This window comes from Streptococcus downii (assembly GCF_004353325.1).
GTDB classification, from domain to species: domain Bacteria; phylum Bacillota; class Bacilli; order Lactobacillales; family Streptococcaceae; genus Streptococcus; species Streptococcus downii.
The window spans coordinates 321,506-347,649 of the sequence record NZ_MZNX01000006.1; the positions used below are offsets into that span (position 1 = coordinate 321,506).

Below are 26,144 nucleotides of genomic sequence, written 5' to 3' on the forward strand. Positions count from 1 at the left end.
TTTTACACATATTTCTTGACAGGGCTTTCAACTTGAGATACAATATATTTGAAAAGAGTATATATAAAATTTTTATATAATGAAAAGGAGGTTTCCCATGTACTTCCCAACATCCTCTGCCTTGATTGAGTTTCTCATCTTGGCTGTACTGGAGCAGGGGGATTCTTATGGTTATGAGATTAGCCAAACCATTAAGCTCATTGCCAATATCAAAGAATCTACGCTCTATCCCATTCTCAAAAAATTGGAAGCCAGTGGCTTTCTGACCACCTACTCTAGAGAGTTTCAGGGGCGTATGCGCAAATACTACTCCTTGACTAATCGGGGCGTAGAGCAGCTCATTACTCTAAAGGAAGAGTGGACGCTCTATACCGACACCGTCAACGGCATCATAGAAGGGAGTATCCGCCATGACAAGAACTGACTATCTGACTCAGTTAGAAACCTATCTCCATAAACTACCTGAAGCTGACCGCATCGAAGCTATGGACTACTTTAAGGAACTATTTGACGATGCAGGTACAGAGGGAGAAGAGGAACTCATTGCCAGTCTGGGAACACCAAAAGAAGCGGCCCATGATATCCTCTCTGATCTTCTCGATAAAAAGGTCAATGAGGCACCTGCTCAAAAGAATGACCGTCAACTGCTACACATTGCCCTACTTGCCTTACTAGCAGCCCCTATCGGAATTCCTGTTGGAATTGCAATTATCTTAACCATTATCGGGCTTTTTATCGCAGCTGCCTCCGTCATTCTAGCCTTCTTTACTGTCTCTGTGACAGGGATCCTACTGGGCGGACTCTTTATCGTAGAGAGTTTTAGTGTCCTAGTCGAAGCCAAATCTGCCTTTATCTTGATTTTCGGGGCTGGTTTGCTTGCTATCGGTGCTTCTTCTCTTGTTCTACTGGGCATATCCTATGTAGCTCGTTTCTTTGGGCTCCTGGTCGTTCGCTTGGTGCAATGGATTCTTAAAAAAGGAAAGAGAGGTGACAGACATGCGTAAATTGACAAAAGGATTTCTCATCTTTGGTGTGATTGCTACGATCCTTGGTTTTATCATGATCATTGTAGGCGCCCAGTCCAATGGTATTCAAAGTTTGCTTGCCATGTCAAAAGATCCCGTCTATGACAATCGTATCGAAGAAGTGACCTTTGGAAATGAAGTGGAAAAACTTGATCTAGCCCTTGAAGAACATAGCCTGACCATCACAGAGTCTGTAGATGACAAGATCCATATCACCTATCATCCGTCAGTGTCTGGCCGTCACGATCTGACTACTGGCATGAGTGACAAAACACTGACCGTCACTGACAAACAAGCCTCCCAACATCGCTTTCTAGGTTCAGGAATCGAAGGCCTACTTCGTATTGCCAGCAGTTATTCTAATCGTTTTGACGAAGTTGTTCTCTCCCTACCTAAAGGAAGAAAGCTGCAAGCTATCACCGTCTCAGCCAATCGTGGACAAACTAATATTCGTCAAGCCAACCTTGAAAATGCGACAATCAAAACAAAAGGCTACCACTTAAGAATAACAGAAAGCTCCATCAAGAACAGCACACTAACGACACCTCATATCATCAATATCTTTGATACAGAATTGACAGATAGTCAAGTCAAGACGGAAGGGGAACACATCTATGCTGAGAATATCAAGGTCCACGGCAAGGTTGAGCTAGAAGCCCATTCCACTCTAAAACTCATTCTCTCCCAGAAAGAGACTGACCGTATCAATCTAGATCTTTCTTCTCAGCATGGTGGTATCTATCGTCAACCCAAAGAAGAACATCGTGGACAAAAAGAGAATGAACTTGCCAACCCTTATAAAACGGAAAAAGCAAATGTCAAGGACCTGCTCATCATAAAAGCCAATCAGGATATCTACCTCCCCAAGGAAGAAGAGTACTCTGCCCCACCTAGCAACCATTGATAAAAACGCTTTCATCTGCTAATCTAAAAATAGAAAATAACCATAAAAAAGGAGGTTCCACCATGACACAAGAATGGTTTGAAAGTGCCGATCTTGAGAAGAAATCGCCTCAGTCGAAATCGGAAATCCAGCCCGACGAGCCTGAGACTTCGGAAACCGTGGAGACTGAACCACAAGCAAGCGAAGAAATACCTGTCTCACCTGAAGAGTCGGAAACGCATGAGGAGGAAGCTCCCGAAACGATAGAAGAAACCCAAACCGAGGAAGAGGGAGAAGGGAAAGCTGAAGAGGAACACAACCAAGAAAACTCTGTAAAAGAGAAAAGCATCCTCAGCAAGGCTTTAGAAAGCCCCTATATCCCAGATATTGACCCTCGTAAAACTGCCCGATTAAAAGAAGAAATCGCACTATTTTGGACTTGGCTACTGGATGCTATCCAAGAACCAACTGCTAGCAAAACTACAGATCAAAAGCATCGTTACAGTGTCTTTGCCCTGCTCACTCTTCTGTCCTCGATTAACCTTTTCTTTAGTATCTATCATATCAAGCGCCTCTACTATGGCTATATGATTTCTATTGCTAATGGTTCTCCTAATCAGCTCCCACCTTTAGATCTCTTTGCTGGGCTTTCGATTCTGGTCGCTAGCGCTCTATTTTACTTTTCCATCATTTTGGGAGGCTTTACTGTCCGACGTGTACTGGACCAGGAGAGCGACTTTACATTCCAAGAAGCCTTTGATCGTTACAGCAGACTCTTTGCTATCCCACTTGTCCTAACAGCTCTAGCAAGTTTCTTTGCACTCTTTGGTGGCTTGCGATTTGCTGGCATCCTCACTCTTCTAAGCATGGCCATCTTTGCCCTTGGCAATCTCTTTGTGATTAGCAAGCCAAGTAAGACCAGTAGCCTCGACCCATTTTATCGATTCCTGCTAGCTGTCTTACTTGATGGCGCTATTCTCTTACCCTTCCTCATTGCAGAGTTAGCCCTGACAGTGGACTACCTTCGCATCCTGACATTCTTTTAACCAAAATCCCTGCCATTTATTAATGACAGGGATTTTTATACTTACTCTTTTTTGAACAAGGGCTACTCGATGCTTGCCAATTCCTCAAAATCTTTTCCCAAAATGGCTTGTACTTCTAGTTGATTGGCATCTAGTTGGTGGTAAAATGCTGTTGGTAGTGACTCTAGGAATTTTTCATAATCCAAGCGAGCGATGGATTCGTAGTCTTCGGCTTTTGAACCATCACCAGAAATCGCCACTAGGTCAATCTCCCAAACAAGTTCCTTGCCTGCCAGCTGTTCGGTGTAAGGCACTGGTACAAAGGGTTCCTTTGGCAAAATCGTCTTGACTCCCTGGGCTAGGTGATAGATACCGTGCACCTTACCTTGAGCATCTGGGTAAAATTTCACACTGGCAAGGTAGGCATCAGATCCTTGAACCTTCTTGACCAGCTCTTCAAAACGTACCAATCCATCCTCAGCCAAAAAGCTCTCGAGGTATTCCTTGTTGAGATAGATAGGTGACAAGAGTCCTTGGCAATATACTAGACGAGCTGCTTTGTCAGCTAGATAATGCTTGACCGTTTGTCGGAAATAAGCTTCAAAGTCAAATCCTTCTAGTCCTTCTACCGCTTGCCCCAACTTACTCGATAGGGCCTGGAGGAGAGTCTCTACAATCTCCCAGTCTGCTCTGGTAAGGAAGTCTGGAATCACCACTTGATAACCTTTTCGACTATCCGCATAGTTCACTTTAAAGAGAAATTGCGACTGGCCTACAATCCCACACTCCATGTACTCGAGACGATTGAGGGGCTGACGGAGATAGACCGCATCATAACTGTGTGACTCCAAGCCCTCCACCAAGGCCAAGATGGACTTGGCAGTCAAGACCTCCTGTTGTCCTAGAATGCTTTCTTTATTTGGGATAAAAAATGTTTTCGCCATAACTGGCCTCCTTTGAAATCGTTTACATACAGTATAATCCTATTTTCCTGAAAGATACAGAAACAAATTTTAGATTTTTAGATAAAAAGCATAGAAAAACAGCCCCTGAAGGCTGTTTGCTTTATACTGAAGCGACCTGATCCAAGCTTTCACCGATAGCAGCTAGGCGCTCCACCACTTCTGCTTGTGTCAATTCATTTTCTGAAACATAGCGGTTTCGTGGGTGAACACGACACTCGTGTGAGCATCCACGAAGGTACTTGTCTTCATTTTCTTCTGATGTCAAGATACGACGGTTACAGAAGGGATTGCCACAGTTGACATAGCGTTCACATGGTGTTCCATCAAACCAGTCTTTCCCTACGATGGTTGGATTGACATGGTTGACATCAACTGCGATACGCTCGTCAAAGACGTACATTTTCCCATCCCAAAGTTCACCTTGGACTTCTGGGTCTTTACCGTAAGTTGCGATTCCTCCGTGCAATTGGCCAACATCTTTGTAGCCTTCACGAACCATCCAACCTGAGAATTTCTCACAGCGAACGCCACCTGTACAGTAAACCACGACACGCTTGTCCATGAATTTTTCCTTGTTGTCACGAACCCATTGTGGTAACTCACGGAAGTTGCGGATGTCTGGGCGAATAGCCCCACGGAAGTGCCCTAGGTCGTACTCATAATCGTTACGTGTGTCAAGAACCACTGTATCTTCGTCAAGAAGGGCTTCTTTAAACTCTTTTGGAGACAAGTAAGCACCTGTTGTTTCAAGTGGGTTGATGTCATTATCAAAGTCGTTGTCTTCCAAACCAAGGTGGACAATTTCTTTCTTGTAGCGAACAAACATCTTCTTGAAGGCTTGTTCACTTTCTTCGTCAATCTTGAACCAGAGGTCTTCCATTCCTGGTAGGCTGTGAACGTAGTCCATGTATTTTTGAGTTGTTTCGTAGTCACCTGAAACGGTTCCGTTAATCCCCTCGTCAGCGACTAGGATACGGCCTTTGAGGCCGATTGATTTACAGAAAGCCAAGTGGTCTGCAGCAAATTGCTCTGCATTTTCAATTGGAGTATAAAGGTAGTAAAGTAAGACACGAATATCTTTTGCCATAAGATTTGTTCTCTTTTCTATTCTTAAATTTTCAGAATTTTTCATTCAACTATACTAGTATACCCACTTGGGAAAACGAATGCAATTTATTTGACCGGAAATTTATAGAAAACGCCCTGTCCCTGCACTTCATCAGTAACCATAGCGAATCGCAGATAATCCTCTCAATTTTTTAATCTGCTCAGCTTGACTTCCTGACAAAATCAGCTTATTGTCAATTAACACACGTGAGATGTCAACATTCATTTGACTCAGAACAAACGGAGTAGAGGTCCCATCATCCTTTAATCTCTTTTTATAAATCACTAACTGACTTTTCAAGGGAATCAGTTGAGGCGTATCCTTTATGTCTTCCAATAGGTGTTCTATGATAGTCATCGCTTCACAACGCCTTTCGCTTCCTCCTACAAACCATTTTAATGGTGTCATTCTTATTTTCCTCCTTAAATTGAAAAACTATCATTCCTAACTCTCGTACCAATATTTTACCCAAATACCCTGTGTAAAAAAGTCAGCAAAAATGGTAATGTCGCGACAATATTATTGATAACATGCACCGCATAGGATGGATAAATGCTCTTGGTATAGCGTGTCAAACCAGCAAAAATGATTCCAAATGTTGTAAAAACGAAAATATCTAACAGACTAGGCAGACTTGAAAAATGAGGAAGTGCAAATAAAATGGAAGGAAGGAGCAAATCAAGGCCAAATCGCGAATGTTTAAAGAAGGCGTGTTGAAGTAATCCTCTATAGAGCAACTCTTCCATCAATGGCCCCAGAAAGAACAAGGTTATATAGAGACCTAGCTCGGCAAAGTTAGTCCCACTATAACCGATCAATACGGCCCAACCTTCAGCAGTTGACTGAACGTGTTTAGCTGTTTGAATATTAAAAAATATATGAGCTACCGCTACTAGGGCTGTTAGGATTGAATACCAGAGCCATTTTTTTCTCGAAACGCGAAAGAGATAGCCATGGCCTGTCTTAACAAGAATCCCAATCATAACTCCACTAAATAGCAAACTCAAGATATTTCGAATCCAGAAGAAATTTCCTATCTGAGAAGAAAATTGCCAATAGTTTTGGACGATAAGAGTCAGCTGAGAAAGACCAAATACGAAAAATAGGTAAGAGAAGACAGCACTCATTTTGAAAAGAAGACGATACCTTTTCATGATAGACCTCCTGTAGATATATGTGTATCCCATCACCTAAACTCTCAGAATTGCTACTTTCATCTTTGCATCCTAAAAATCACTACCTCCCCTAGAGAACTAAGGAAGGCAGTGATCACATTTTTAGGAATTAGGAATGAATACACGAAATCAATCGATCTTATGATTTTTTGTTTTTCAAGAATTCGTCGTATTGTTTTTGCATTTCGTTCAATACTTTTTCGTAGGCACCTTCAGATTTCAATTTTTCCATCAATTCTGGGATTGCTTTATCTGGGTCTACAGTACCAGTGTTGATAGCTGTATCGAATTGTTGCATTGTGTTAGAGATTGCTGAAATTTCAGATTTGACACTGTCAGTGTTAAAGATGAATCCAAGCGCTGGAGATTCTTTAGCTTCTGCCAATTGTTTCTTAGAATCTTCGATTTGTTGGTCTGTAACGTTTTCGTTGATGTAAAGGATCCAGTTGTTACCAGTGTTCCAACCTGACATGTGAGTGTTTCCTTTGTATCCATCAAGGACGCGAACACGGTTTTCTTTACCTTCAACTTTTTCCCAGTTCTTGCCTTCTGGACCGTAAACAAGTCCGTTCAAGAGTTCTGGGTTTGTGTTCAAGAGATTCAACACTTCCATTGATTTTTCTTTGTTCTTAGAGTTGTTTGAGATGACAAAGTTAGCAACTTGTGTTGTTTGATTTTTCTTGATAAAGTTAGTGATTGGTTTGATTTGGATGTCTTTGTTAGCAACACGTGAAAGCAAGCTGTTACCATAGTCAGCTGGTCCTACTGTTTCTTCACGAACGAACCAAGTATCTTGTTGAAGGTCAAATGAAGTGTCGCTTGTTGCTACGTCTTTTGGAATATATCCTGCTTCATAGAATTTGTGAAGAGTCTTCAAGTGTTCTTTGAAACGAGGTACTTCGTAACGGTTTACGATCTTAGTAGTATCTCCTTCAAGGTCGATAACGAATGGAAGTCCATTTGGCACTGGGTAGTCAAAGTTATCAGATGGGATAAAGTTCTTCGTAACCGCAAATGGTACTACGTCTGGAGCTTTTTCTTTGATTTGTTTCAAGACTGGTTCAAGTGTTTCGTATGAAGTGACACCTGAAATGTCAATGCCATATTTGGCAAGAAGAGCGCCGTTAAAGGCAAAGTTTTGAGATGATGCAACGTTGGCTGCAACTGGAACAGCGTAAATCTTACCGTTTACAGTGTTCCCTTTGATGTAAGCTGGGTCAAGTGCTTTGTAAAGCTCTGCTCCTTCTTTCTTGTACAATTCTGTCAAGTCCGCATAAGCACCTTTTTGAGCATTTACGACATAGTTATCTGCAAAAGCGATATCGTAGTTTTCACCTGATGATGTGATAACTGACATTTTCTTACCGTAGTCACCCCATCCAAGGTATTGGATATCCAATTTAGCACCAACTTTTTCTTCGATGATTTTGTTAGCATTTTCTAGCAATTCATCCAAGTTGTCTGGTTTGTCACCGATTTGGTACATTTTAAGAACAGGTTTGTCACCTGAAGCTGAGTCAGCAGCTTTTTTGTTGTTACCTGAAAGGTTTCCACAAGCGGCAAGGCTTGCAGCCAAAGCGACTACGCTAGCAGATGCAAAAGCATATTTTTTCCAGTTTTTCATGATAAAAACTCCTTTTTTTATTTTTAAACTTATAAACGATTTAATGATTTGTAACTTCAGTCACTAAGATGAAGTTGGGAAGGGAGAAACGGTGTTTCTCAGCAAGTGCTACTCTTTCACACCACCGATGGTCAAACCTTTTACAAAGTAGCGTTGGAAGAATGGATACAGAATCGCGATTGGAAGGGTTGCAACCACAACCATGGCCATACGACCTGTTTCTTTTGGAAGAGCGACTCCCAGTTGGCCAGATAGGCCGACTGCTTTTGCAATGTAGTCCATATTTTGCTGGATTTGCATGAGCAAATATTGCAATGGATACAAGTTGTCACTCTTGATGTAAAGAAGGGCGTTGAACCAGTCGTTCCAGAAACCAAGAGCTGTCAAAAGCGTGATAGTTGCGATACCTGGAAGTGACAATGGTAAACAGATCTGGAAGAAGATCCGTGCTTCACTGGCACCATCGATACGAGCAGATTCTAGAATGGCTTCTGGAATGGTCTTCTTGAAGAAGGAACGCATCAAGATGATGTTGAATGGTGAGAGAAGCATTGGAACAATCAAGGCCCAAACCGTATCACCAAGTTGAAGCAAACGAGTCACCACGATATAGCCTGGTACCAAACCAGCATTGAACAACATACTGAGAAGGGCAAAGATTGTGAAGAATCTGCGGTACTTAAAGGTTGTCCGTGAGATGGCGTAGGCATAAGTGGTTGTAATGAAGACGTTGGTCACTGTTCCGACTACGGTTACAAAAACTGAGATAAAGAGCGCTTGGAGAATCTTATCTTTAAACTGAGCTAAGAACTGGAATCCATCTACACCAAATTTCGAAGGGAAAAAGCTATATCCATACTGGAGGATGCTCTTTTCGTCTGTCACCGAAATGATGATAACGAAGATAAAGGGCAATATACAAGAAAGAGCGATCAAACCAGAGATGATACTAAAGAAGATATCTGCTTTCTTACTGAAGGAGTGAATGCCGACATTATCGATTTTTTCTTTTTTAATTTTCTTTTCTGCCATATTCTCCTCCTTTCTAGAACAAAGCTGAGTTTGGATCGACTCGTCTTGCAAGCAAGTTTGATAGGATAACTAGAATCAAACCGACAACGGATTGGTAAAGACCGGCTGCTGAAGCCATACCGATATCTGCTGTCTGAGTCAAACCATTAAAGACATATACATCCAAAACGTTGGTTACATTGTAAAGCTGACCAGCATTGTGTGGGATTTGATAGAAGAGACCAAAGTCTGCACGGAAGATATTTCCGACTGCAAGGATGGTCAAGACTGTTACAAGCGGAGTCAACTGAGGAATGGTTACGTTGCGAATACGTTGCCACTTGCTAGCCCCGTCCACTGTTGCTGCTTCGTAATAAGTTGGGTCAATTCCCATGATCGTCGCATAGTACATGACACTGCTATATCCAAAGCCTTTCCAAATTCCTAGGAAAAGGAGAAGATATGGCCAAATACCTAAGTCAGCATAGAAGTTGATTTCCTTCATGCCAATGGATGTTAGGAAATGGTTGAAAACCCCTTTGTCAATGTTTAGGAAGGCATCTGTAAAGAAACTGATGATAACCCATGACAAGAAGTAAGGGAACAACATAGACGTTTGGAAAATCTTAACCATTCTCTTAGAGCGAAGCTCACTGAGGATAATGGCAATCCCTACTGATACAATCAAACCGATAAAGATGAAGCCGAGATTGTAAAGAACAGTATTTCGAGTGATGATAAAGGCATCTTTTGAACTAAACAAGAATCTGAAATTATCTAACCCGACCCATTTACTATTCACAATACTATCTATGAAACCATTACTGGTCATATGGTAGTCTTTAAAGGCGACCACATTCCCAAATACTGGAATGTAAAAGAATAGAATCAGCCAGAGAGCCCCTGGTAAAACCATCAAGAGAAAGATCCAGTTATCTCTCAAGGTCTTTGAAAACTTTTTCATAATTTCCTCCCTTTTTATTCCTAAAAACTGATTCTATCGAATTTTTAGGTTTGATAACGATTACATTATTAGTATACTCCTATTTGAAGGTCAGTTTAAACTACTAATTATAGAAAAAACTCCACAAATTATTTTATGTGGAGAAGTTTTTTATAAGAAATAGGTTTCACGAGAAACACTTTGCATACGATAAGTGTATTTCCGCTTTACTGATTGAAAACTTGTTCCAATATTGAGTGATGAAACTCGACAAAATGAACCTGTGCATTTATGATAGCCCCTGATTCGTTTTTCTCAATCTCTGGTCTTCCTTCGGTTTGTAAAAGAGCAGGATTGCCATCCTTGTAGCCAAAGAGAATCACCTCTGTCTCTGCTTCATTCACATAGCAAGCTAGGATATCAAACCGCCCAGAACCTGAACCTGCAATATAGCCATACCATTTAAAAGTATAATTCACCCCATCTACTTGCCCAAATTGCATTATCTGGTCTGGCACTGCAAGTCCATAGTAATTACCATAGGTGTCCAAATTAGTTGACTTGAATCCTTCACCTTTACTATCCGAATAGGATTCCATGGCTGTTTTTATCTTGTCTATTAAAGAACTATTATCTGTATCTGGCTCGCTCTCTGTAGTTACACTTGTTTTTAATAGAAATTCCTTAAAACGTTGCGCTAAATCTGTGTTTTCAGTCTCTTCAAAATTTGCAGTAGGGATAGTTTCCAGTGTCTTATCGGCATGCAAGACCTGTGCTTGCCCATCCTTCAGTGTAAATAGGTAGAAATGTTTGTCCTGATTGTCATAGTAGGCATCCAAAGCCAAGTAGTCATAAGCATTGTCACTCGATACTCCAAAAACATTCCATTTGACGCTTTTCTGAGAGACTGTTGTAGCTTCTAATTTTTTGATTAGTTCATTTTTTTCATCAAAGTTTGCATGCTCTAGTCTATGATAGGACTGCCCCATAGAAGAAGCCCAGCTTGCAAACTCTTCCTCCCACTTTTCAGTATTGTATTGAATTAGCTTCTGAAAATCCAAGTAATTCTTCATAATCAAGGCTTGATCAGTCGGATTAGATAACTCAAGTTCTTCCATGGCTGCAACTGTAGCAGCCATAGGTGACTGAACAGTTGTATCCTTGGATTCTTTTTCGTGCGAAAGAGCCTTTTGATAGGCATCTGCTAAATAGTGAAAATAGTTGGTTGTTTCCTTGGTTTGTTGCTCCCTTGGTATTGACGGACTAGTTGCTCCATCCTCTGTCATTTTATGGCAGGCAGATAAGACTAGCATGCTAGTAGCTAGGACTAGTAGTAGCTTTTTCATGGTCAGACCTCCAAACTATCTTTCTACCTTCATTATACTCCTTCCCTATCTCCAAATCAAAAAACATCTCCATGTATTTAAAAGGAGATGTTTAACTGTTTGTGATAAATGCCTATGTCGTATAAATCGTTGAAGCTGTCGCAATGGTGTGCCACTGATTAGCTGTAGTTGCTGCGAAATCCTTGTCTGCGTAGAAATCAGTAAATGGTAGGATTTCAACTTCTAGCTCATCGATGCGGTCAATCTGATCAGACAGATAAGCTTCGATACGGCTTTCTGCTCGTTTGATACGTTGCAAAAGTCCGCCCATACGGATATCGACTGTATCCAAGCCAAAGACCTTGTTTTCTTTCAACCATTGACGGCTAAAGAGGGCATGGAATTGTTCAATCTCGCTTCTGAGTTTTGGTAATTCTTGTCTGGCGATTTCTTGCAGACTTTCTTTATCGTTTGTTTGGTAGGCCTGACGAATGCGTCGTCCCACATCCACTTTACTGCTTAAAATCTGGTTCAACTGAGCCTGAGTTTCAAAGAGATAAGCATAGTTTCCAGCTTTTTCTTTGATTTCAGCAAGGATCACAGCAGCCTGAGCAAAGTGCGGTTTGTCCTGTTCAGGTGTCATGTGTTGGTCAAGAATTGGGCAGAGAACATCCTGATAAAAGACATAGCGGTTGGGATTGATACCACTGAGATTGTCCGGCAAGTCTGGCAAGAGGTTGGCTAGGTCGATCTGCATGAATTCCTCAACTGATAGACCCGTATTGGTCTTGAAGTGGGCAGACAAACGGTCGAGGTTATTGCGGTAGCTGAGTTCTGCCCAGATTTGCAAACTTGGCAGGATAGAAAACTGGGCAGTTTCCCCACCATTATCCCCCCAACCCGTTACAATGACTTCTTTGATGTCATTAGCACGACAGGCTTTGTTGGCTTCAAGAGCAATAAGACGGCTGAAATGGTTGTTGGGTGTGAAACCGATCCACTTCCAAGCACCACCTGCAAAGGCAAGGTCATGGCTAATCTTGTGATGGTTGCGGAAATTGCGGTTGTATTTTTCCTCGCTATCCTGATAATAATCCCAGTAAACCAAAGTTACACGGTCTTTGAGACGGTCTAGGTAGACACGAGTTTCCTCTGGAATTTCCACATCACGGTCGTACTGGCCATCCGCTGACATGAGTTTGAAGAACATATCACTCCACATCTGGCAGTGGAAACCATACTTGTCTGCAATATCTAGCACGCGCTCCAAGTGTTGACACATGAGGAGACTACGATCTACAACGCCGTTCAAGATAAGGTAGCGTCCCAAACCAACCAAGTGGGCTTCATCCATCCCGATATTGACCTTGCGAGTCTGCAGTTTAGATAGAGTGGCAAACATGCCATCAATCAGGTCATACACCTTTTCTTCGCCGATAAGGAGAATATCCTCCACATCACGGAGTTCTTGCACTTCCTTAACGCCCCATTTGACGAAGGCCGACAAGTGGGCCAAGGTCTGGATGCAAGGCACAAAGGTCATGTCAAACTGCTGGGCGTAGGCTTCTATTTCCTGCAACTCCTCTGCTGAATAGGCGCCACGGAAGTAACCAAAGTAAGGTTGCCCCTCAATCTGATAGGTGTCTTCCATGTAAAGTTCAAAGGTTGAGTAGCCCATGAGAGCCAAGACCTCAATCATCTGCTTGGCAGAAGCCACATTCAGAACCGCATTTCGAGAACAGTCTGCCATGTAGGCCAAATCTTCATAAGCTGCCTGCTCCTCAATCGCTACTTTATCACCTTCTACTAGAGCTGTTGCCAATAAGGACAAGGCGCGGTAAAGTTGGTGAGGTTTGTGATAAGTCAGTTGATAGTGGCCTCCCTCACCCTTGATAGAGATAGAGGCTTGGTCAGACTGAGCGACTGCAACTTCCACATCTGGTAAAGAGATATACTTTGTCAGTAAGTCGATTGCCTGAGTTTGTTTGGGACTAAGTCCTGTAAATGTCACCATTGGTTTTCCTCCTGTAGCCAGTTGACAAGGGCACCGTAGAGATTGGCATCTGCATGATAGGTGCAGGCTTGGATGACAGGTGCGACCGTGTATTCTTCGTAGGTTTCGACAAATTCATCGACAGCCTTTTTGACACCTTGGATGAAGTCTGGATTTTGGCTAATAGAGCCTCCCAGACTAATGACATCTGGGTCGATGAGATACTGAATATTGAGCAAACCTTGCGCCAGATTACGGTTCATGCGCAAAATAGCTTCTTGACAAAGAGCATTGCCAGCTGCGGCCTCTTGGTAAATCTTGCGTCCGTCCCAGTCAGTCTGACCAGACTTCTTAATTACGTAGCGCACCATATTTCCAGTTGACGCTAGTTGCGACCAGTTGTTGAGCTTTTCCGCAGGCTCGATAGTTGTCATGTAGCCAAACTCTCCTCCCAAGCCGTGGCGACCTCGGTGAAGCTTGCCATTGATAATCATGGCACCGCCGATTCCTGTCCCAATCACGACACAGGCTGCATTTTCAATCTCTGGATGAGCCAGCAGTTCACTAAGTCCAACACAGTTGGCATCATTTTCTAGATGGACAGGGAGTTGATGATGAGCAAGGGCCTCATACCAAGAAAAGCCGTGAATATAAGGTACGGCACTGATTCCCTCAATCACACCTGTTTCTTGATTGACCGCGCCTGGAACGCTCATGGCGATCCCACTATAATCTTGCTCTGACAAGCGTTGGTCTAGCCACGCCAGTAAAGACTCCAAGTTTTCTGGCGTCGGAGTACTTGTCTTATCTAGTATTTTTCCATCAGGAGTCAGACTGGCAAACTTAATCCCAGTCCCTCCGATATCAATGGTTGCAATGGTCATTGTTCTTCCCATAAAAAGGGGCGAAGCAGTAGTTAGTCCTTACTCTTTCGCCCCTCCTTTCTATCTCATAGTATTAGTTATCAAACACTTTAAAACTGTTAAATGTCTTCTTTTTTGATCAATTCTGTGCGAATTTCTTGTGGTGCTAAGAGTCCTGAATGAACTGGATATGGTCGCTCAAGCAAGTCAAGAATGGTTTGTTGCTGTTCTGATATACGCACATTTTCTTGACTCATATTGTAGTAACGAAGTACATACCCTTCTTCATTTTCAGCTACCTTAAAGGCTGTTGGGCAGACTTGTGGCAAGCTAAGCGCCGCATGGCTCAAGAGGTTGCCAGTCGCTGCAACACTTCCTTCTTGTTTAGCAAGCTGAAGACTAGTAAATGGTGTTTGGAAGGCTTTGGCACGACGGAAGGCGGAGAAGCGTTCCCCTGCTTGGTGGCATTCAAGTGCAAACTCGACTTCAAACTCGCGCAAGCACTGAGCCTCTGGTGTTGGGAAGTAACCCCAGTCACCTAGCTCACCTGAGGCACGAAGAATGGTCACGGCAATGGTATCATCTCCAAGGATTTCATACTCGTGCAATCCTTTATTGGCCACCGTCACCCCTTTTTCATCATCATACAGGCTGACAAAGGCTTGTTGGTGTTGAGGATTTTCAGGATTTTCCCATGAAGCTGCTGGTTTGTTTGGTCGTGTCACCACCTCATAAATGCTTTCCGAATCATTGCTTGGACGCGTATTATGAGTCTTGACCAAGAGACGGATACGGTGGTCCTTGGCTGTGTTAGTAAAGCGAGTCTTGAAGCGGATTTGTGGATTGTCAACAAAGACGGTCATCTCTGTTTCAAGAGGAAGGGTTGTCAATTCTTCTGAGCGTCCAGCTTCACGCGTCATAAACTCGATGATACCTCTTTGTTCTGCATCCAGTTTTTCATCTGCACTTACTGGAATTGTCAATTCATGCTTGAGCAAGATCTTGGCAAAACGAGCTGTATTTTCCAAGACCTCATAGCCTTTCAGCTCGGCGTAGATAGGTTCTGTTCCTTTTGGTTGGAAATAGATGTACTCATTTCCAATGTCACCACGGTCTTCAAAGCGAATAACATCCTCATACGCTTCATGAGTTGTCTTGTCGTAGACTGTGATATTCTCATCCACACTGACCGTCACAAATGGCGTATCAATCACTCCATTTTGGTAAATACCGTCACGGTGTTCTTGTTCTCCTTCGAGCAATTGAAAGGTTGTCCAAGAAAGTGGTGCCAGATGAACAGGTACTGTCACGCGCACTTGACGAGCGATACGAGCCTGACGGAACTTGTCTTTTGGTAAATCATACTCAAAATTAGCTCCCAGATCTTCGATTTTCGCTTCTACAGCATGTCCTTCCAAGTCTTCGACACGGTAGTTTGGCAAGGTCAAGGCTGCCATTTTCTTGTAGCCTTCTGTTGGGTGCAATTCTTTGAAATCACAAGTCGCTACATCAATCACGGTGCTGACTGTATCAACCTTGTCATGCAAGCCTGTGTTAATGACGGTAAAGAGATGGTCGCTTTGGGCTTCGTGGGTTGCGATTTTACCCTTCCATTCGTTGAGAAGGTTGGTCTTAACAAAGTTTCCGACTTGGCTGACCTTGGCAAAACGTGTCTCCATCTCACGGTGAACCTCGTCCACGCTACAGCCACAGATACTATCATGCGGAGCATTTTGTAGAAGAACTTTCCAAGCATAGGTCAACTGGTCCTTGTGGTTGTGGCCACCAGTGATGACAGTCAATGGCTCCACCACTTGCTCTAGGAGGTTGCTATTTTCTTGGAAGGCTTGTTTGAGGTAAATGCGTGATGAAGAAGTATTAGCAAGCGTGTACCAACCATCTGTTTCCTGACTTGTCAACTCACCTGTAACCGTTGATAGCTGCTCTGGTAGAGCACTTTCTACTGCGTGGACATAGTCATCAAAGGAACTATGAACAAAAGTCACATCTGGGAAGAGTTCATTGGCCACACGAATGGCCTCACTCAGATTTCGCTGTACAGGCTGGTGGTCACATCCGTTCATCATCAACCACTGGTTGGTCGAAGCATAGTCACGCACGTCTGACAATTTTTGTTTCCAGAAGGTTAGGGCCTCATCCTTATCAACAGGGATTTCATTTCCATTACTGTACCAGTTGGCAAAGAGGATACCGAGGACACGACTTCCATCAGCACCCTGCCAGTACATTTCTGAAAACTGGGAAGTAAACTGCTCATCTTCGAGGACTTGGTTGTCAAATCCAATCGGCTTGACACCACGACCAAAGGCCGCCACGTGAATACCTGATTTTTGAAGGATTTGGGGAGCTTGTCCCATATTTCCAAAGGTATCTGGGAAGTAACCAATCTGAGTGGATTTGCCCCATTTTGCACATTCAGCTTGACCAATCAAGGTATTACGGACGTTGGCTTCGCTGGAAATCAAGTAATCATCCTGCAAGATGTAAAAGGGACCAATTTTGAGTTTGCCTTCGTCAATGTAACGTTGGACTTTGTCGCGATTTTCAGGGCGAATTTCCAAATAGTCATCGAGGACAATGGTTTGTCCATCTAAGTGGAAACTCTTGAACTCAGGGTCATTTTCAAAGAGATCAAAAAGATTATCAAACAATTCCACCAACTGCATCCGGTGGCTTTCAAAAGGTAGATACCACTCACGGTCCCAGTGACTATGTGAGATAATATGTACAACAACATTTTCCATGAAGTAAAACCTCATTCTAACTTAAATTTTTATTTCTATCTAACTAAAGAACTGACTAGCGAATATCCAGATAATCCAAGACTAATTCACAGAACATCATGTTGGCCCAAGAGAACCATTCACGTGAGTAGAGAGTTGGATCGTCAACGTGGAAGCTTTCGTGCATAACACCTGTACCACCATCGCAGGCAACCAGCTGATCGAGCAAGAATTTCTTCTCTGCCTTATCTCTTGTTGTCAAGCCTTGGATAGATAGGGCAATCGGCCAGATATAGCGATAAAAGGTATGAGAACTTCCGAGACCACTAGCATATTCTCCTTGGTAGAAGTATGGATTTTCAGGGCTCAGAATGGTGCGACGAGTTGCTTGATAAACTTCGTCTTCAATGTCGCAATAGCCCAGATAAGGCGCCGCCAGCAGACTCGGTACATTTGGATCATCCATGATGCTAGCATTTCCTAAACCATCCACTTCAAAGGCGTAAATCTTTTCGCCCTTGCTGTTGGAGGTGTAGGCATAGTTTTCGATCCCTTCTTGGATCTCTGCTTGCAGACGTTTGGCATCTGCGATGATGCTTGAGCTATCAGCTAGATTCAATTCTGCAAAGATTTCTTGGACATAACCCAAGACAACGACTGCAAACATATTGGATGGAATCAAATAGCTATACTGACAGCAGTCATCACTCGGACGAAAAGCTGACCAGGTCATACCTGTCACTGCAAAGTCAGGTCCAAAACCATCATTTACCAGAGTGTCTTCCTTGCGGTCTGTATCCCGAACGAAACGATAAGGAGAGTTCTTGTGGTCTTGCTCTACTGTCCAGAGATGAAGTATTTCCTTGGTCGCTGCGACAAAAGTCTCATCAAACTGACTAGTCTCTCCAGTCTCTTTCCAGAGGAGATAAGCCAACTGCAAAGGATAGCAAAGCGAGTCCACCTCGTACTTGCGTTCCCAAATCCAGCCATTAAGGTCTGTATGGTCAGTTTCGTGGTGCCCCTTCCAGTTCTCCTCAATGTTAAAGGAGTTGGCATACGGATCTTTGAGTACTAAGGTCATTTGACGCTTGACCAAACCTGCAATGGTCTGACGCAGGAGGGTATCTCTTTTCGCCACATGAAGATAAGGTCGTAGCTGGGCTGTCGAATCCCGAAGCCACATGGCAGGAATATCCCCAGTCAAGACAAAAGTTGATCCATCTTCTAGAATCTCGACCGTATTGTCCAAGGTGTCTGTATAGCAACGCTCAAAGACATCTACCCACTCCGGATGGTCCTTAGCCCGCTCCGCTACTTCGTCTAGCCATTCTCTAACAATTTCTTTCGAATAAATCATCGTGCAGTTTCCTCTTTCAAACAAGTTTCATGTTCAGTATATAGTTTTTGAGACAGAAAATACATACACAAATGATAGTCATTTTTCTACAAAATTGCTTACTTTCGACCCCCATATCTAAAGGCCTCATTTTTCTGATATAATGTAGAAAAACAGCTAAAGGAAAGATTATGAAACCACTACTTGAAACCATCGATACCCGCTTTGGGACTGCTAGCAAGCATGCCTTTTCTCGAGGAAATACCCTGCCCTACACAGGCGTGCCTTTTGGGATGAATTATTTTGTGCCTCAGACCAGCGACCAGGAGGGAGCTTGGTTTTTCGATCCGCATCTGCCTATCTTTCAGGGGATTCGATTAACCCACCAACCCAGTCCTTGGATTGGCGACTACTCTTGGCTCCTTCTGACACCTGTCACCGGCCAGCTTGGGGGAGATAACCTCTTTCACCGTCAATCCTCCTATGATAGGGATAAAGCTTCCTTCCAACCTCATTATCTGAAGATTTTCTCCCTGCGCTATCAGATTGAAACCCAGCTTACACCGACTTGCTATGGCGCTTCTATTCGTTTGGAGCAAAAGCAAGGCAAATCCCTCTCCCTCTACCTTCACGCTGCAGATGATTTAACAATTGAGCAGGTAGATAAGCAGACTCTAGCCCTCAGACAAGAAGGCAAAACAGAGACCAATAAAAATCCACTGATACTCTTCACCGCCCTACAAATAAATACGGATATTCTTGCTGTCAACCAAGAAAGCGGAGACTGGCGAATTGACTTAGCAAGCAGTCATGCTGACATCCAGCTAGCAACTTCTTTCATCTCGCCTTCTCAAGCTCTGCTTAATCTACCTCAAAAGGACTTTGATAGCTGTAAAGCAAGTGCCCAAGCAGACTGGGAAAATCTCCTCCATCGTTTTGACATACTAGAGACAGGAGAGGCTGACCGGACCTTCTTTGATCACTGCCTCTACAGACTCTTCCTCTTCCCACAGACTTTTTATGAAGTGAACGAGTCAGGGCAAACCATCCATATGGACCTGACTACTGGTACTGTCAAGCCCGGTGTCCTCTTTAGCAACAATGGTTTCTGGGATACCTTCCGCACCACCTTCCCCCTCTTTGCCCTTGTCATACCGGAACACTATCACCTCTTTTTAGAAGGTTTCCTCAATAGCTACCGCGATACTGGGTTCCTTCCAAAATGGTTGGCTCCAGATGAACGTGGCATGATGCCTGGTACCCTGCTAGATGGCATTATCGCAGACAGCGCCTGCAAGGACATGGCCCCCGACCTAGAAAAAGAACTCCTTCAAGCCATGCTTGAAACAGCCACTAAGTCCGACCCTCTCGGCATCAATGGCCGCCACGGACTAGCCCAATACCAAGAACTGGGCTACCTCTCTACCGACCACCACGAAAGTGTCAGTCACACCCTTGACTACGCCTATAGCGATTTTTGTATCGCCAGCTGTGCCGAAAAGCTTGGTCAGAATGACATCGCGGAAACATATAGAACTGCGTCTCAAAATTACCGTCATCTATTTGATGCTGAAACAGGTTACATGCGAGCGCGAGATAGTCAAGGAAACTTCCGCCCTGACTTCTCTCCCTATAGTTGGGGACGCGACTACGCCGAATGCTCTGCCATTCAAGCGACTTTAGGCGTTCTCCACGACATCCCAGGTTTGCGTCAACTCATGGGTAGAAAAGAAGCCTTCAGCCACTATCTTTTGAAAGCCTGTCAGGACGCTCCTCTCTTTGAAACCACCGGCTATGGTTACGAGATTCACGAGATGAGCGAGATGGCTACCGCTCCTTTTGGGCAAATCGCCATTTCCAACCAACCGAGCTTCCACATCCCTTATCTCTTCCGCTACAGCGACTACCCTGACTACACTGCTCTACTCATCAAAACCTTGCGTCAGAAAGCCTTTCACCCCAGCTGGGAAGCCTATCCTGGCGATGAGGACAATGGCAGTCTCTCTGCTTGGTACATCTGGTCAGCTCTTGGATTCTACCCGATCTGTCCGGGCAAGCCAAGTTACGATCTCGGAATTCCTCTCTTTGACCACCTCCGTATCTACCTAGCCAAGGAAAATAAATGGCTGGATATCCATGCCGAGCAAAACCACAGCCATTTCAACTTTGTCAAAGAATGCCGATTGGACAAGGCTCCTGTATCTAGCATTCAACACCAAGACCTCTTGAAAGCTGAGCAACTGACCTTCACCCTCAGCTGGCTACCAAATCACTCCTAACCAAAAGAACCTTTGCATCGCGCAAAGGTTCTTCTTTTATGAAACTTGGACCTGAAGCTGGTCAACCAGCTGCCTATCTACCGTCAGATTTAGATAAAAATCTAAGTTTTTATCGCCTGCAAAATACAAGGTTGGTAGCGTCAGCCTTTTTTCAGTCTCGCCAACTTGAAACGCAAGGACTTGAATCTCGTCCCGATAAGCAACACCATGCACACCCGTCCCTGGTTGAATCGAAATCTTAGCTTCTAAAGGACTGCTAGATTCTCTTCGCTTCACTGTAAAGTGGACATTTTCTCCCTTGGTCACAACTAGACTTTTTTCTGAAAACTCTAACTGTTGAACAGCTTCTTTTTTCGACAAGGTAGGTGTTTTATAGAGTGAAATCTTGGTCAACAAAGGCAAAGCCTGTGCCTCTGTAATGATCACACGCACCTTCTGAGCCTCTACCATGGATCCTCGCAAAAGGCGTTTATAGCCAACAGTATAGCCGGATTCAAACTCCTGCCAGACACCATCCAACTCTACCTGAACACGGAAAGCAGCGATGCGTTGCCCCAAATTCAAATCTTCTCTTAACTCAATCACATCAAAAGCTTTAGGTGCACCTAAATCAAGCTCTAATTGGATTGGCAACTCTGCATCACTTGCCCATGAACTGGTCTCTAGCCCATCTGTCAGATGATGACAGGCATAGTCTGGTGATAGAGCAGGGCCAGATACCGTGGCTCCCAAAGCCAAATCTTCTTTATATAGCTCGTCACGGTAGGCAGCAAATTCATAGAGACGCTGGATATCCTTTTCATCAAAGAGGCCATCTTGGTTCGGTGGGATATTAAGCAAGAGTGGAGTTCCCCGCCCTACCGAGTGAAAGTAGATTTCGACCAACTCCTCCAGAGACTTAGGATCCTGATCCTCATGGTAAAACCAGCCCGGGCGAAGAGAAACATCTGCCTCACCGATTGAAAATAGCGTCCCAGAGGGGTCTCCGTGCTGTAGATAATCTAATTCCGCCTCTGTCCCCAACTGGTCTGGCTTGACTTTTTGCCACAAGGAATCCCCTGCATAGCCTCGTTCATTGCCAATCCAGCGAATACTAGTTCCCTCTGTTGAGAAAATCAAACAATCGCCCTGCAAGTCACGAATGGTTTCAAACCAAGTCTCAAACTCATAGTTGACCTGCTGGGCCCCTTCCCCTCTAGCACCATCCATCCAAACCTCAGCGAACTTACCAGCATTCCCATAGGCAGGATTTGATAAGATTTCCTTCAATTGAGCCAGATAATAGGCATTGTAGTCCGCTTCTCGGTCCACGTGATAGAGGGGACTGTGAGCATCCCAAGGAGACAAATACACTCCCATATCCATGTCAAACTCAGTTACAGCTTTGGAAACCTCAAGGAGCAAGTCCCCCTTTCCATCCCTCCAAGGGCTAGCCTTGACCGAATAATCTGTATGGGCTGTCGGGTAGAGGATAAAACCATCGTGGTGCTTAACCACCAAAATCAGCTTTTTAAAACCCGTTTCTTTGAGTACCCGAACCCATTCACGCGCATCTAACTTGGTCGGGTTAAAACGCTTGGGATCCTCTTGCCCACTTCCCCATTCTTGGTCATAAAAGGTATTGGGGCCAAAATGGATAAAGGCAGCTAGTTCATCCTCTAAATAAGCTAGCTGGGCCTGACTTGGTAATGGTCCATGTGGTTTTATGTTCGTCATCATCTCGTATCTCTTTCTCTTGTTCACAAAGTTATCCACAACTTGTGGATAAGAAAGCATACCTAAAAACTAGTTTCTCCAGAATCCAGCTCTTAGACTTTGGACCTATTCCTCTAAACAGACCTTTGCCAAATAGCTCTGTACTAGGGTTTCTACTAGCTCTCTAGCAAGTCACTAATATACGGAACTATTATCAGGATACTTCAACACCCTGAGTTTTATGTCATTTCCTCCAAGACTTATCCACAGACTGTGAATAAACTATTGTTCCAAACTGCTCTCTCTTTGACTATAACAAAAAGCGATAGCAGCGTCAATATGGCTAAGATGCCTTCCTAAATCTCCTGAAAAGATTCTATAATTTGTACAATCGTAGCGCTTTTGCATTCGCCAGCTAGTTAGAATCAGTCAGTAGAAAATGAACTTTATCACATTGTGAACAGTACAGCTGTAGTACTATTGCGCCCACAATCTACTCGGATAATCGTTTCTAGCAAAAAATCCCGCAGATTGCGGGATTTTCTCTTGCATCAATGCGCCAACATTTCTTGGGCGATTTCTTGACCAGATAGGTTATCTGGGTAGTAGGTTGGCCAGTTATCCATCTCTTCAAAGAGGGCTTCTTGGCTAGTACCTCCAAAGAAGATATGGAAATGTTCTGCCTTAACTGGGGCGATATTGTGGTCACTAAACTGAACATACTTGAACTGTCCAGCATCCGCATCTGTCGCTTCAAAGAGGAAGCGCACACCACGATTGCCTTTCTTATAAGTCAAGATTTTCTTGCCGACATACTTATAGGTGAATTTCTTGCTTTGGCCACCTTGAACAAATTCCATAGTGTTGTCCGTGATGTTGATTTTGGTCACATCTGTCTGATAGCCTTTTCTATAGTAGGCCTTGTACTCATCCTTGGTCATCTTGCCAGTCAACTTAGCCTTGTAGTCAAAGACTTGATCAAAGGTTCCATCTTCAAGGAAAGGATAGACTGACTGCCAGTTACCAGTATAGTCACTCAAGGTGCGGTCTTTGACATCTGCATCCTCAAAGTAACCATTTTGAACTGTCTTGGTATTTTCTTCCTTCTCGGGCTCGATTTCTGGTCCTTCTTGGTCTGTTGTTTGTTTCAAAGCCTTGAGGTTTTTCTCCATGATAGAGATGTAATTTTCTCCCGCCTTGGTGTCCTCTTCTGTCAGACTTTCTAAAGGATTGAGGACATCTGTTTTGACACCTGCCTCTTTTGAGAGTGTATTGGCTAGGGCTTGTGAGGCATTTTCTTCAAAATAGATATAGGCAATTTTATTTTTCTTGACGTACTCTGTCAATTCTGCCAAACGTGCTGCTGATGGCTCTGCATCTGGTGAGAGACCTGAGATGGATACTTGCTTGAGACCGTAGTCCAAGGCAAGGTAGTTAAAGGCAGCGTGCTGGGTCACAAAGCTCTTTTGTTTCGCTTGAGACAAGCCATCTGTGTAGGCCTTGTCCAAGGCTTGCAATTTTTCGATATAGGCAGCTGCATTCTTTTCAAAAGTCTCTTTTTTATCAGGATAATCTGCTGACAAGCTGTCACGGATATGCTCTACCAGTTTGATGGCGCGTGCTGGTGATAACCAAACGTGGGGATCGTAGTCGTGATGGTGACCCTCACCGCCATGATCATGCCCTTCCTCTTCTTCCTCACCACCTGGCAAGAGGAGCATATCACCTGTCGCCTTGATAGTTTTCACCTTTTTCTTATCCAAGGATTCTAGCAATTTTGGAACCCAAGTTTCCATATTTTCATTTTCATAGACAAAGGTATCTGCGTCTTGGATTTTGGCAACTGCCTTGGCAGACGGTTCATACTCATGGGGTTCTGTACCAGCACCGATTAGAAGTTCTACATTAGCAATATCTCCTGCGACTTGCTTGGTAAATTCGTAGACAGGGTAAAAGGTTGTCACGATATTTAGTTTCCCATCTGCCTGTTTTTGATTGGAACAAGCCACTAAAAACAGGGCACATAGACTAGCTAGTAGTAAGCTAATTTTTTTCATTTCATTCTCCTATTTGATAAAACGTTTCAGTAGGCTGACTAACAAAAAGACAGCTACAAAGATAATGGTGATACTAGCGCTGGCAGGGGTTTCTGCATAGTAGGAAATGTAAAGTCCTGCTACCATTCCCAAAAATCCAATAGCACTGGCAAGCAACATAACGGATTTAAAGTTTTTCCCCAGACGAAGGGCAATACTAGCTGGCAAGACCATAATGGTCGACACCAATAGGGCTCCTGCTGCTGGAATCATGAGAGCAATCGCCACCCCTGTCACCATGTTAAAGAGGATAGACATAGTACGAACGGGCAAACCATCCACAAAAGCCGTGTCTTCATCAAAAGTCAGGATATACATTGGTCGCAAGAACAAGAAAGTCAAGAGTAAAACGACCGCAGCAATGGCAAAGAGGAAAATTACCTGCTCCTGGCTAATGGTCACAATCGAACCAAAGAGATATTGGTCCAAACTCATGGAACTCGAACTTTTACCCTTACTCATGACGATAAGTGACACTGCAAGCCCTGTAGACATGAGGATGGCTGTCCCGATTTCCATAAAGTTCTTGTAAACCGTACGGAGATACTCCAGAAAGACCGCAGCAATCAAGACAATAGCAATGGTTGAAATAGTTGGAGAAATCCCCAAAACCAGACCAAAGGCTACACCTGATAGAGAAACGTGACTGAGGGTATCACTCATGAGACTCTGACGACGTAAGATAAGGAAGGTCCCAAGAACTGGAGAAAAGAGACTCATGGCAATGACCGCCAAGAAGGCACGCTGCATGAAGTCATAAGATAACAAACTAAGCATGTTCCACCTCCTGGTCGCTTTCGTGAACGTTGAAACAACGCCATGGCGAGTCTTGGTTACGGACTAGATGAATATTGCGATCTGCGTAGTCCTTGACCTCCTCAGGGTCATGGGTAATCATCAAAACAGCCTTGCCATGATGGTGGGCACTATGGTGCATGAGTTCGTAAAATTCATTTTTGCTTCCAGCATCCATCCCTGTCGTCGGCTCATCCAAGACAAAGATATCTGGGTCAGAAGCAAACATCCGGGCAATCACTGCTCGTTGCTTTTGCCCTCCCGAGAGGGAGCCAATTCGTTTGTCACGGTGTTCCCACATACCAACCGAGTCTAGACTGGCCTTGATATGTTCCTCATCATGAGCATTCAAGCGACGGAACCAGCCCTTTCGCGGATAGCGACCCGACTTGACAAATTCATAAACTGTACTTGGAAAACCAGCATTAAAACTGGCTATCTGCTGGGGAAGATAGGCTATCCTAAGTTTTTTCCCATGAGTATTTGTCTTTGAGATGGTTACCTTGCCAAATCTTGGCTGCAAGATGCCCAGACTCGCCTTGATAAGCGTCGTCTTGGCAGCTCCATTTTCACCAGTCAGGGTGACAAACTCCCCGCTATCAACACTGTAGTTGATGTGCTCGAGGACAGGCTCTTTGTCATAATAGAAAGACAAGTCCTCTACTGTAATATACCGCATTATTTGATTTCTCCTACTAAAGCAGTTAAAAACCGCTGGATAACTTCTTGTTCATTTGGAGTAAACTGACTTGCCACTTGTTCATAGGCTAAGAGCGTGTGTTCGTGATGGTGGTGGTGTTCTGCCGCTACTGGTCGAGCTAGCTCTGTCAGTTGATAAAAGATCACACGCGCATCCTTTGGATCTCTGGATGTCTCTAACATGCCTTCTTTGACTAAAGACTTGATGGCCTTGGTCACTGCTGCCTGACTGACATTGAGGCGACGGGCCAACTCCGAGTTGGTTAGGGATTCTTCCGACAAGAGCATGAGGATGTGTTCCTGAGTATTGGTCAAAGCTACATCACTGGTGCAATGTCCGATCAGAATTTCATGCTGGTTCTCAGATCTCAAGATTACCTCGTTTAAAAAGTTATCGATTTCCTGTGCAAGCTGTCTCATGTGTTACTCCTTCCCAAGCTATCTTTTTCGTAAAAAATAGAGATAACCACCGATTCTTTACTGGTTAATTATATCATAAACCAAAAAAGAGTCAAGGGAAAAAGGCGTAAAAACATTTCCCTAGACTCTTCTAGATGTAA

22 protein-coding genes are annotated in these 26,144 nt (G+C 43.8%); 5 read left to right on the plus strand and 17 right to left on the minus strand.

Going from position 1 to position 26,144, the window contains the following annotated elements; all coding sequences use genetic code 11:
* The first annotated feature begins 97 nt into the window (after nucleotides 1–97).
* From E2R31_RS03485 to E2R31_RS03500, 4 genes are all read left to right on the plus strand, one after another.
* A complete protein-coding gene (locus tag E2R31_RS03485) occupies nucleotides 98–424 on the plus strand; it encodes a PadR family transcriptional regulator (RefSeq protein ID WP_084852814.1) in 327 nt (108 codons plus the stop codon).
* Complete coding sequence (locus tag E2R31_RS03490; protein WP_132972849.1) at nucleotides 411–1,004, plus strand: DUF1700 domain-containing protein; 594 nt, start codon at nucleotides 411–413, stop codon at nucleotides 1,002–1,004. The genes E2R31_RS03485 and E2R31_RS03490 overlap by 14 nt, the downstream gene beginning before the upstream one ends.
* Nucleotides 997–1,929, plus strand: a complete 933-nt coding sequence (locus E2R31_RS03495) for a DUF4097 family beta strand repeat-containing protein (protein ID WP_132972851.1) — start codon at nucleotides 997–999, stop codon at nucleotides 1,927–1,929. Before E2R31_RS03490 ends, E2R31_RS03495 begins: the two co-directional genes overlap by 8 nt.
* Nucleotides 1,930–1,991: 62 nt before the next feature.
* Nucleotides 1,992–2,954: a DUF6574 domain-containing protein gene (locus E2R31_RS03500; protein ID WP_000191323.1), complete on the plus strand. Its 963-nt coding sequence runs from the start codon at nucleotides 1,992–1,994 to the stop codon at nucleotides 2,952–2,954.
* A 62-nt stretch (nucleotides 2,955–3,016) separates the two neighbouring features.
* Here E2R31_RS03500 and E2R31_RS03505 read toward each other — a convergent pair whose 3' ends face one another.
* The 12 genes from E2R31_RS03505 to E2R31_RS03560 all read right to left on the minus strand — a co-directional run bounded on the left by E2R31_RS03505 (nucleotide 3,017) and on the right by E2R31_RS03560 (nucleotide 18,041).
* Nucleotides 3,017–3,877: a DUF4299 family protein gene (locus tag E2R31_RS03505; protein WP_132972853.1), complete on the minus strand. Its 861-nt coding sequence runs from the start codon at nucleotides 3,875–3,877 to the stop codon at nucleotides 3,017–3,019.
* Between the two features lie 121 nt (nucleotides 3,878–3,998).
* Nucleotides 3,999–4,985 (minus strand): oxygen-dependent tRNA uridine(34) hydroxylase TrhO, encoded by a 987-nt coding sequence (gene trhO / locus E2R31_RS03510; protein WP_038805892.1) that lies wholly within the window; start codon nucleotides 4,983–4,985, stop codon nucleotides 3,999–4,001.
* 132 nt (nucleotides 4,986–5,117) lie between these two features.
* Nucleotides 5,118–5,414 (minus strand): bacteriocin immunity family protein, encoded by a 297-nt coding sequence (locus E2R31_RS03515; protein WP_165941783.1) that lies wholly within the window; start codon nucleotides 5,412–5,414, stop codon nucleotides 5,118–5,120.
* Nucleotides 5,415–5,470: 56 nt separating this feature from the next.
* Nucleotides 5,471–6,160 (minus strand): CPBP family intramembrane glutamic endopeptidase, encoded by a 690-nt coding sequence (locus tag E2R31_RS03520; protein ID WP_132972857.1) that lies wholly within the window; start codon nucleotides 6,158–6,160, stop codon nucleotides 5,471–5,473.
* Between the two features lie 160 nt (nucleotides 6,161–6,320).
* The gene (locus tag E2R31_RS03525) at nucleotides 6,321–7,805 is read right to left on the minus strand and encodes an ABC transporter substrate-binding protein (protein ID WP_132972859.1); all 1,485 of its coding nucleotides are present in this window, start codon (nucleotides 7,803–7,805) and stop codon (nucleotides 6,321–6,323) included.
* A gap of 108 nt (nucleotides 7,806–7,913) precedes the next feature.
* Nucleotides 7,914–8,837, minus strand: coding sequence for a carbohydrate ABC transporter permease (locus E2R31_RS03530; protein WP_000818344.1), 924 nt, complete (start codon nucleotides 8,835–8,837; stop codon nucleotides 7,914–7,916).
* Nucleotides 8,838–8,850: 13 nt separating this feature from the next.
* Complete coding sequence (locus tag E2R31_RS03535; RefSeq protein ID WP_084925398.1) at nucleotides 8,851–9,780, minus strand: ABC transporter permease; 930 nt, start codon at nucleotides 9,778–9,780, stop codon at nucleotides 8,851–8,853.
* 206 nt (nucleotides 9,781–9,986) lie between these two features.
* Entirely contained in the window at nucleotides 9,987–11,105 is a 1,119-nt protein-coding gene (locus E2R31_RS03540; protein ID WP_132972861.1) for a DUF4767 domain-containing protein, read from the minus strand.
* 112 nt (nucleotides 11,106–11,217) lie between these two features.
* Entirely contained in the window at nucleotides 11,218–13,098 is a 1,881-nt protein-coding gene (locus E2R31_RS03545) for a beta-N-acetylhexosaminidase (RefSeq protein WP_125453736.1), read from the minus strand.
* On the minus strand, nucleotides 13,092–13,961 hold the full coding sequence (locus tag E2R31_RS03550) for an ROK family protein (protein WP_165941784.1): 870 nt from the start codon (nucleotides 13,959–13,961) through the stop codon (nucleotides 13,092–13,094). Before E2R31_RS03550 ends, E2R31_RS03545 begins: the two co-directional genes overlap by 7 nt.
* Before the next feature lie 98 nt (nucleotides 13,962–14,059).
* Complete coding sequence (locus E2R31_RS03555) at nucleotides 14,060–16,705, minus strand: alpha-mannosidase (protein WP_132972865.1); 2,646 nt, start codon at nucleotides 16,703–16,705, stop codon at nucleotides 14,060–14,062.
* Between the two features lie 55 nt (nucleotides 16,706–16,760).
* Nucleotides 16,761–18,041 carry a glycoside hydrolase family 125 protein gene (locus E2R31_RS03560; protein WP_132972867.1) on the minus strand — a complete coding sequence of 427 codons (1,281 nt, stop codon included), beginning with the start codon at nucleotides 18,039–18,041 and terminating at the stop codon, nucleotides 16,761–16,763.
* A gap of 170 nt (nucleotides 18,042–18,211) precedes the next feature.
* On the opposite strand from E2R31_RS03560, the gene E2R31_RS03565 reads away from it, so the two are divergent.
* The gene (locus E2R31_RS03565) at nucleotides 18,212–20,299 is read left to right on the plus strand and encodes a GH92 family glycosyl hydrolase (protein ID WP_132972869.1); all 2,088 of its coding nucleotides are present in this window, start codon (nucleotides 18,212–18,214) and stop codon (nucleotides 20,297–20,299) included.
* Nucleotides 20,300–20,335: 36 nt separating this feature from the next.
* On the opposite strand, the gene E2R31_RS03570 is transcribed toward E2R31_RS03565, so the two are convergent.
* The 5 genes from E2R31_RS03570 to adcR all read right to left on the minus strand — a co-directional run bounded on the left by E2R31_RS03570 (nucleotide 20,336) and on the right by adcR (nucleotide 26,004).
* Complete coding sequence (locus E2R31_RS03570; protein ID WP_165941786.1) at nucleotides 20,336–22,015, minus strand: alpha-L-fucosidase; 1,680 nt, start codon at nucleotides 22,013–22,015, stop codon at nucleotides 20,336–20,338.
* Nucleotides 22,016–22,545: 530 nt separating this feature from the next.
* On the minus strand, nucleotides 22,546–24,051 hold the full coding sequence (gene adcA / locus E2R31_RS03575) for a zinc ABC transporter substrate-binding lipoprotein AdcA (RefSeq protein ID WP_132972873.1): 1,506 nt from the start codon (nucleotides 24,049–24,051) through the stop codon (nucleotides 22,546–22,548).
* A 9-nt stretch (nucleotides 24,052–24,060) separates the two neighbouring features.
* Entirely contained in the window at nucleotides 24,061–24,867 is an 807-nt protein-coding gene (locus E2R31_RS03580) for a metal ABC transporter permease (protein WP_000950023.1), read from the minus strand.
* Nucleotides 24,860–25,564, minus strand: a complete 705-nt coding sequence (locus tag E2R31_RS03585; RefSeq protein WP_001269483.1) for a metal ABC transporter ATP-binding protein — start codon at nucleotides 25,562–25,564, stop codon at nucleotides 24,860–24,862. The genes E2R31_RS03580 and E2R31_RS03585 overlap by 8 nt, the downstream gene beginning before the upstream one ends.
* Nucleotides 25,564–26,004: a zinc-dependent transcriptional regulator AdcR gene (gene adcR, locus E2R31_RS03590; protein WP_001249324.1), complete on the minus strand. Its 441-nt coding sequence runs from the start codon at nucleotides 26,002–26,004 to the stop codon at nucleotides 25,564–25,566. The genes E2R31_RS03585 and adcR overlap by 1 nt, the downstream gene beginning before the upstream one ends.
* Nucleotides 26,005–26,144: the final 140 nt, after the last annotated feature.

Excerpts from the sequence above, each read along its gene's own strand:
- E2R31_RS03580 (WP_000950023.1), bottom strand. The coding sequence starts at position 24,867 with ATGCTTAGTTTGTTATCTTATGACTTCATGCAGCGTGCCTTCTTGGCG.
- E2R31_RS03505 (WP_132972853.1), bottom strand. The coding sequence starts at position 3,877 with ATGGCGAAAACATTTTTTATCCCAAATAAAGAAAGCATTCTAGGACAA.
- E2R31_RS03525 (WP_132972859.1), bottom strand. The coding sequence starts at position 7,805 with ATGAAAAACTGGAAAAAATATGCTTTTGCATCTGCTAGCGTAGTCGCT.
- E2R31_RS03495 (WP_132972851.1), top strand. The coding sequence starts at position 997 with ATGCGTAAATTGACAAAAGGATTTCTCATCTTTGGTGTGATTGCTACG.
- E2R31_RS03585 (WP_001269483.1), bottom strand. The coding sequence starts at position 25,564 with ATGCGGTATATTACAGTAGAGGACTTGTCTTTCTATTATGACAAAGAG.
- E2R31_RS03490 (WP_132972849.1), top strand. The coding sequence starts at position 411 with ATGACAAGAACTGACTATCTGACTCAGTTAGAAACCTATCTCCATAAA.
- E2R31_RS03535 (WP_084925398.1), bottom strand. The coding sequence starts at position 9,780 with ATGAAAAAGTTTTCAAAGACCTTGAGAGATAACTGGATCTTTCTCTTG.
- adcR (WP_001249324.1), bottom strand. The coding sequence starts at position 26,004 with ATGAGACAGCTTGCACAGGAAATCGATAACTTTTTAAACGAGGTAATC.
- adcA (WP_132972873.1), bottom strand. The coding sequence starts at position 24,051 with ATGAAAAAAATTAGCTTACTACTAGCTAGTCTATGTGCCCTGTTTTTA.
- E2R31_RS03555 (WP_132972865.1), bottom strand. The coding sequence starts at position 16,705 with ATGGAAAATGTTGTTGTACATATTATCTCACATAGTCACTGGGACCGT.
- E2R31_RS03485 (WP_084852814.1), top strand. The coding sequence starts at position 98 with ATGTACTTCCCAACATCCTCTGCCTTGATTGAGTTTCTCATCTTGGCT.
- E2R31_RS03500 (WP_000191323.1), top strand. The coding sequence starts at position 1,992 with ATGACACAAGAATGGTTTGAAAGTGCCGATCTTGAGAAGAAATCGCCT.
- E2R31_RS03515 (WP_165941783.1), bottom strand. The coding sequence starts at position 5,414 with ATGACACCATTAAAATGGTTTGTAGGAGGAAGCGAAAGGCGTTGTGAA.
- trhO (WP_038805892.1), bottom strand. The coding sequence starts at position 4,985 with ATGGCAAAAGATATTCGTGTCTTACTTTACTACCTTTATACTCCAATT.
- E2R31_RS03545 (WP_125453736.1), bottom strand. The coding sequence starts at position 13,098 with ATGGTGACATTTACAGGACTTAGTCCCAAACAAACTCAGGCAATCGAC.
- E2R31_RS03530 (WP_000818344.1), bottom strand. The coding sequence starts at position 8,837 with ATGGCAGAAAAGAAAATTAAAAAAGAAAAAATCGATAATGTCGGCATT.
- E2R31_RS03565 (WP_132972869.1), top strand. The coding sequence starts at position 18,212 with ATGAAACCACTACTTGAAACCATCGATACCCGCTTTGGGACTGCTAGC.
- E2R31_RS03540 (WP_132972861.1), bottom strand. The coding sequence starts at position 11,105 with ATGAAAAAGCTACTACTAGTCCTAGCTACTAGCATGCTAGTCTTATCT.
- E2R31_RS03550 (WP_165941784.1), bottom strand. The coding sequence starts at position 13,961 with ATGACCATTGCAACCATTGATATCGGAGGGACTGGGATTAAGTTTGCC.
- E2R31_RS03520 (WP_132972857.1), bottom strand. The coding sequence starts at position 6,160 with ATGAAAAGGTATCGTCTTCTTTTCAAAATGAGTGCTGTCTTCTCTTAC.
- E2R31_RS03570 (WP_165941786.1), bottom strand. The coding sequence starts at position 22,015 with ATGACGAACATAAAACCACATGGACCATTACCAAGTCAGGCCCAGCTA.
- E2R31_RS03560 (WP_132972867.1), bottom strand. The coding sequence starts at position 18,041 with ATGATTTATTCGAAAGAAATTGTTAGAGAATGGCTAGACGAAGTAGCG.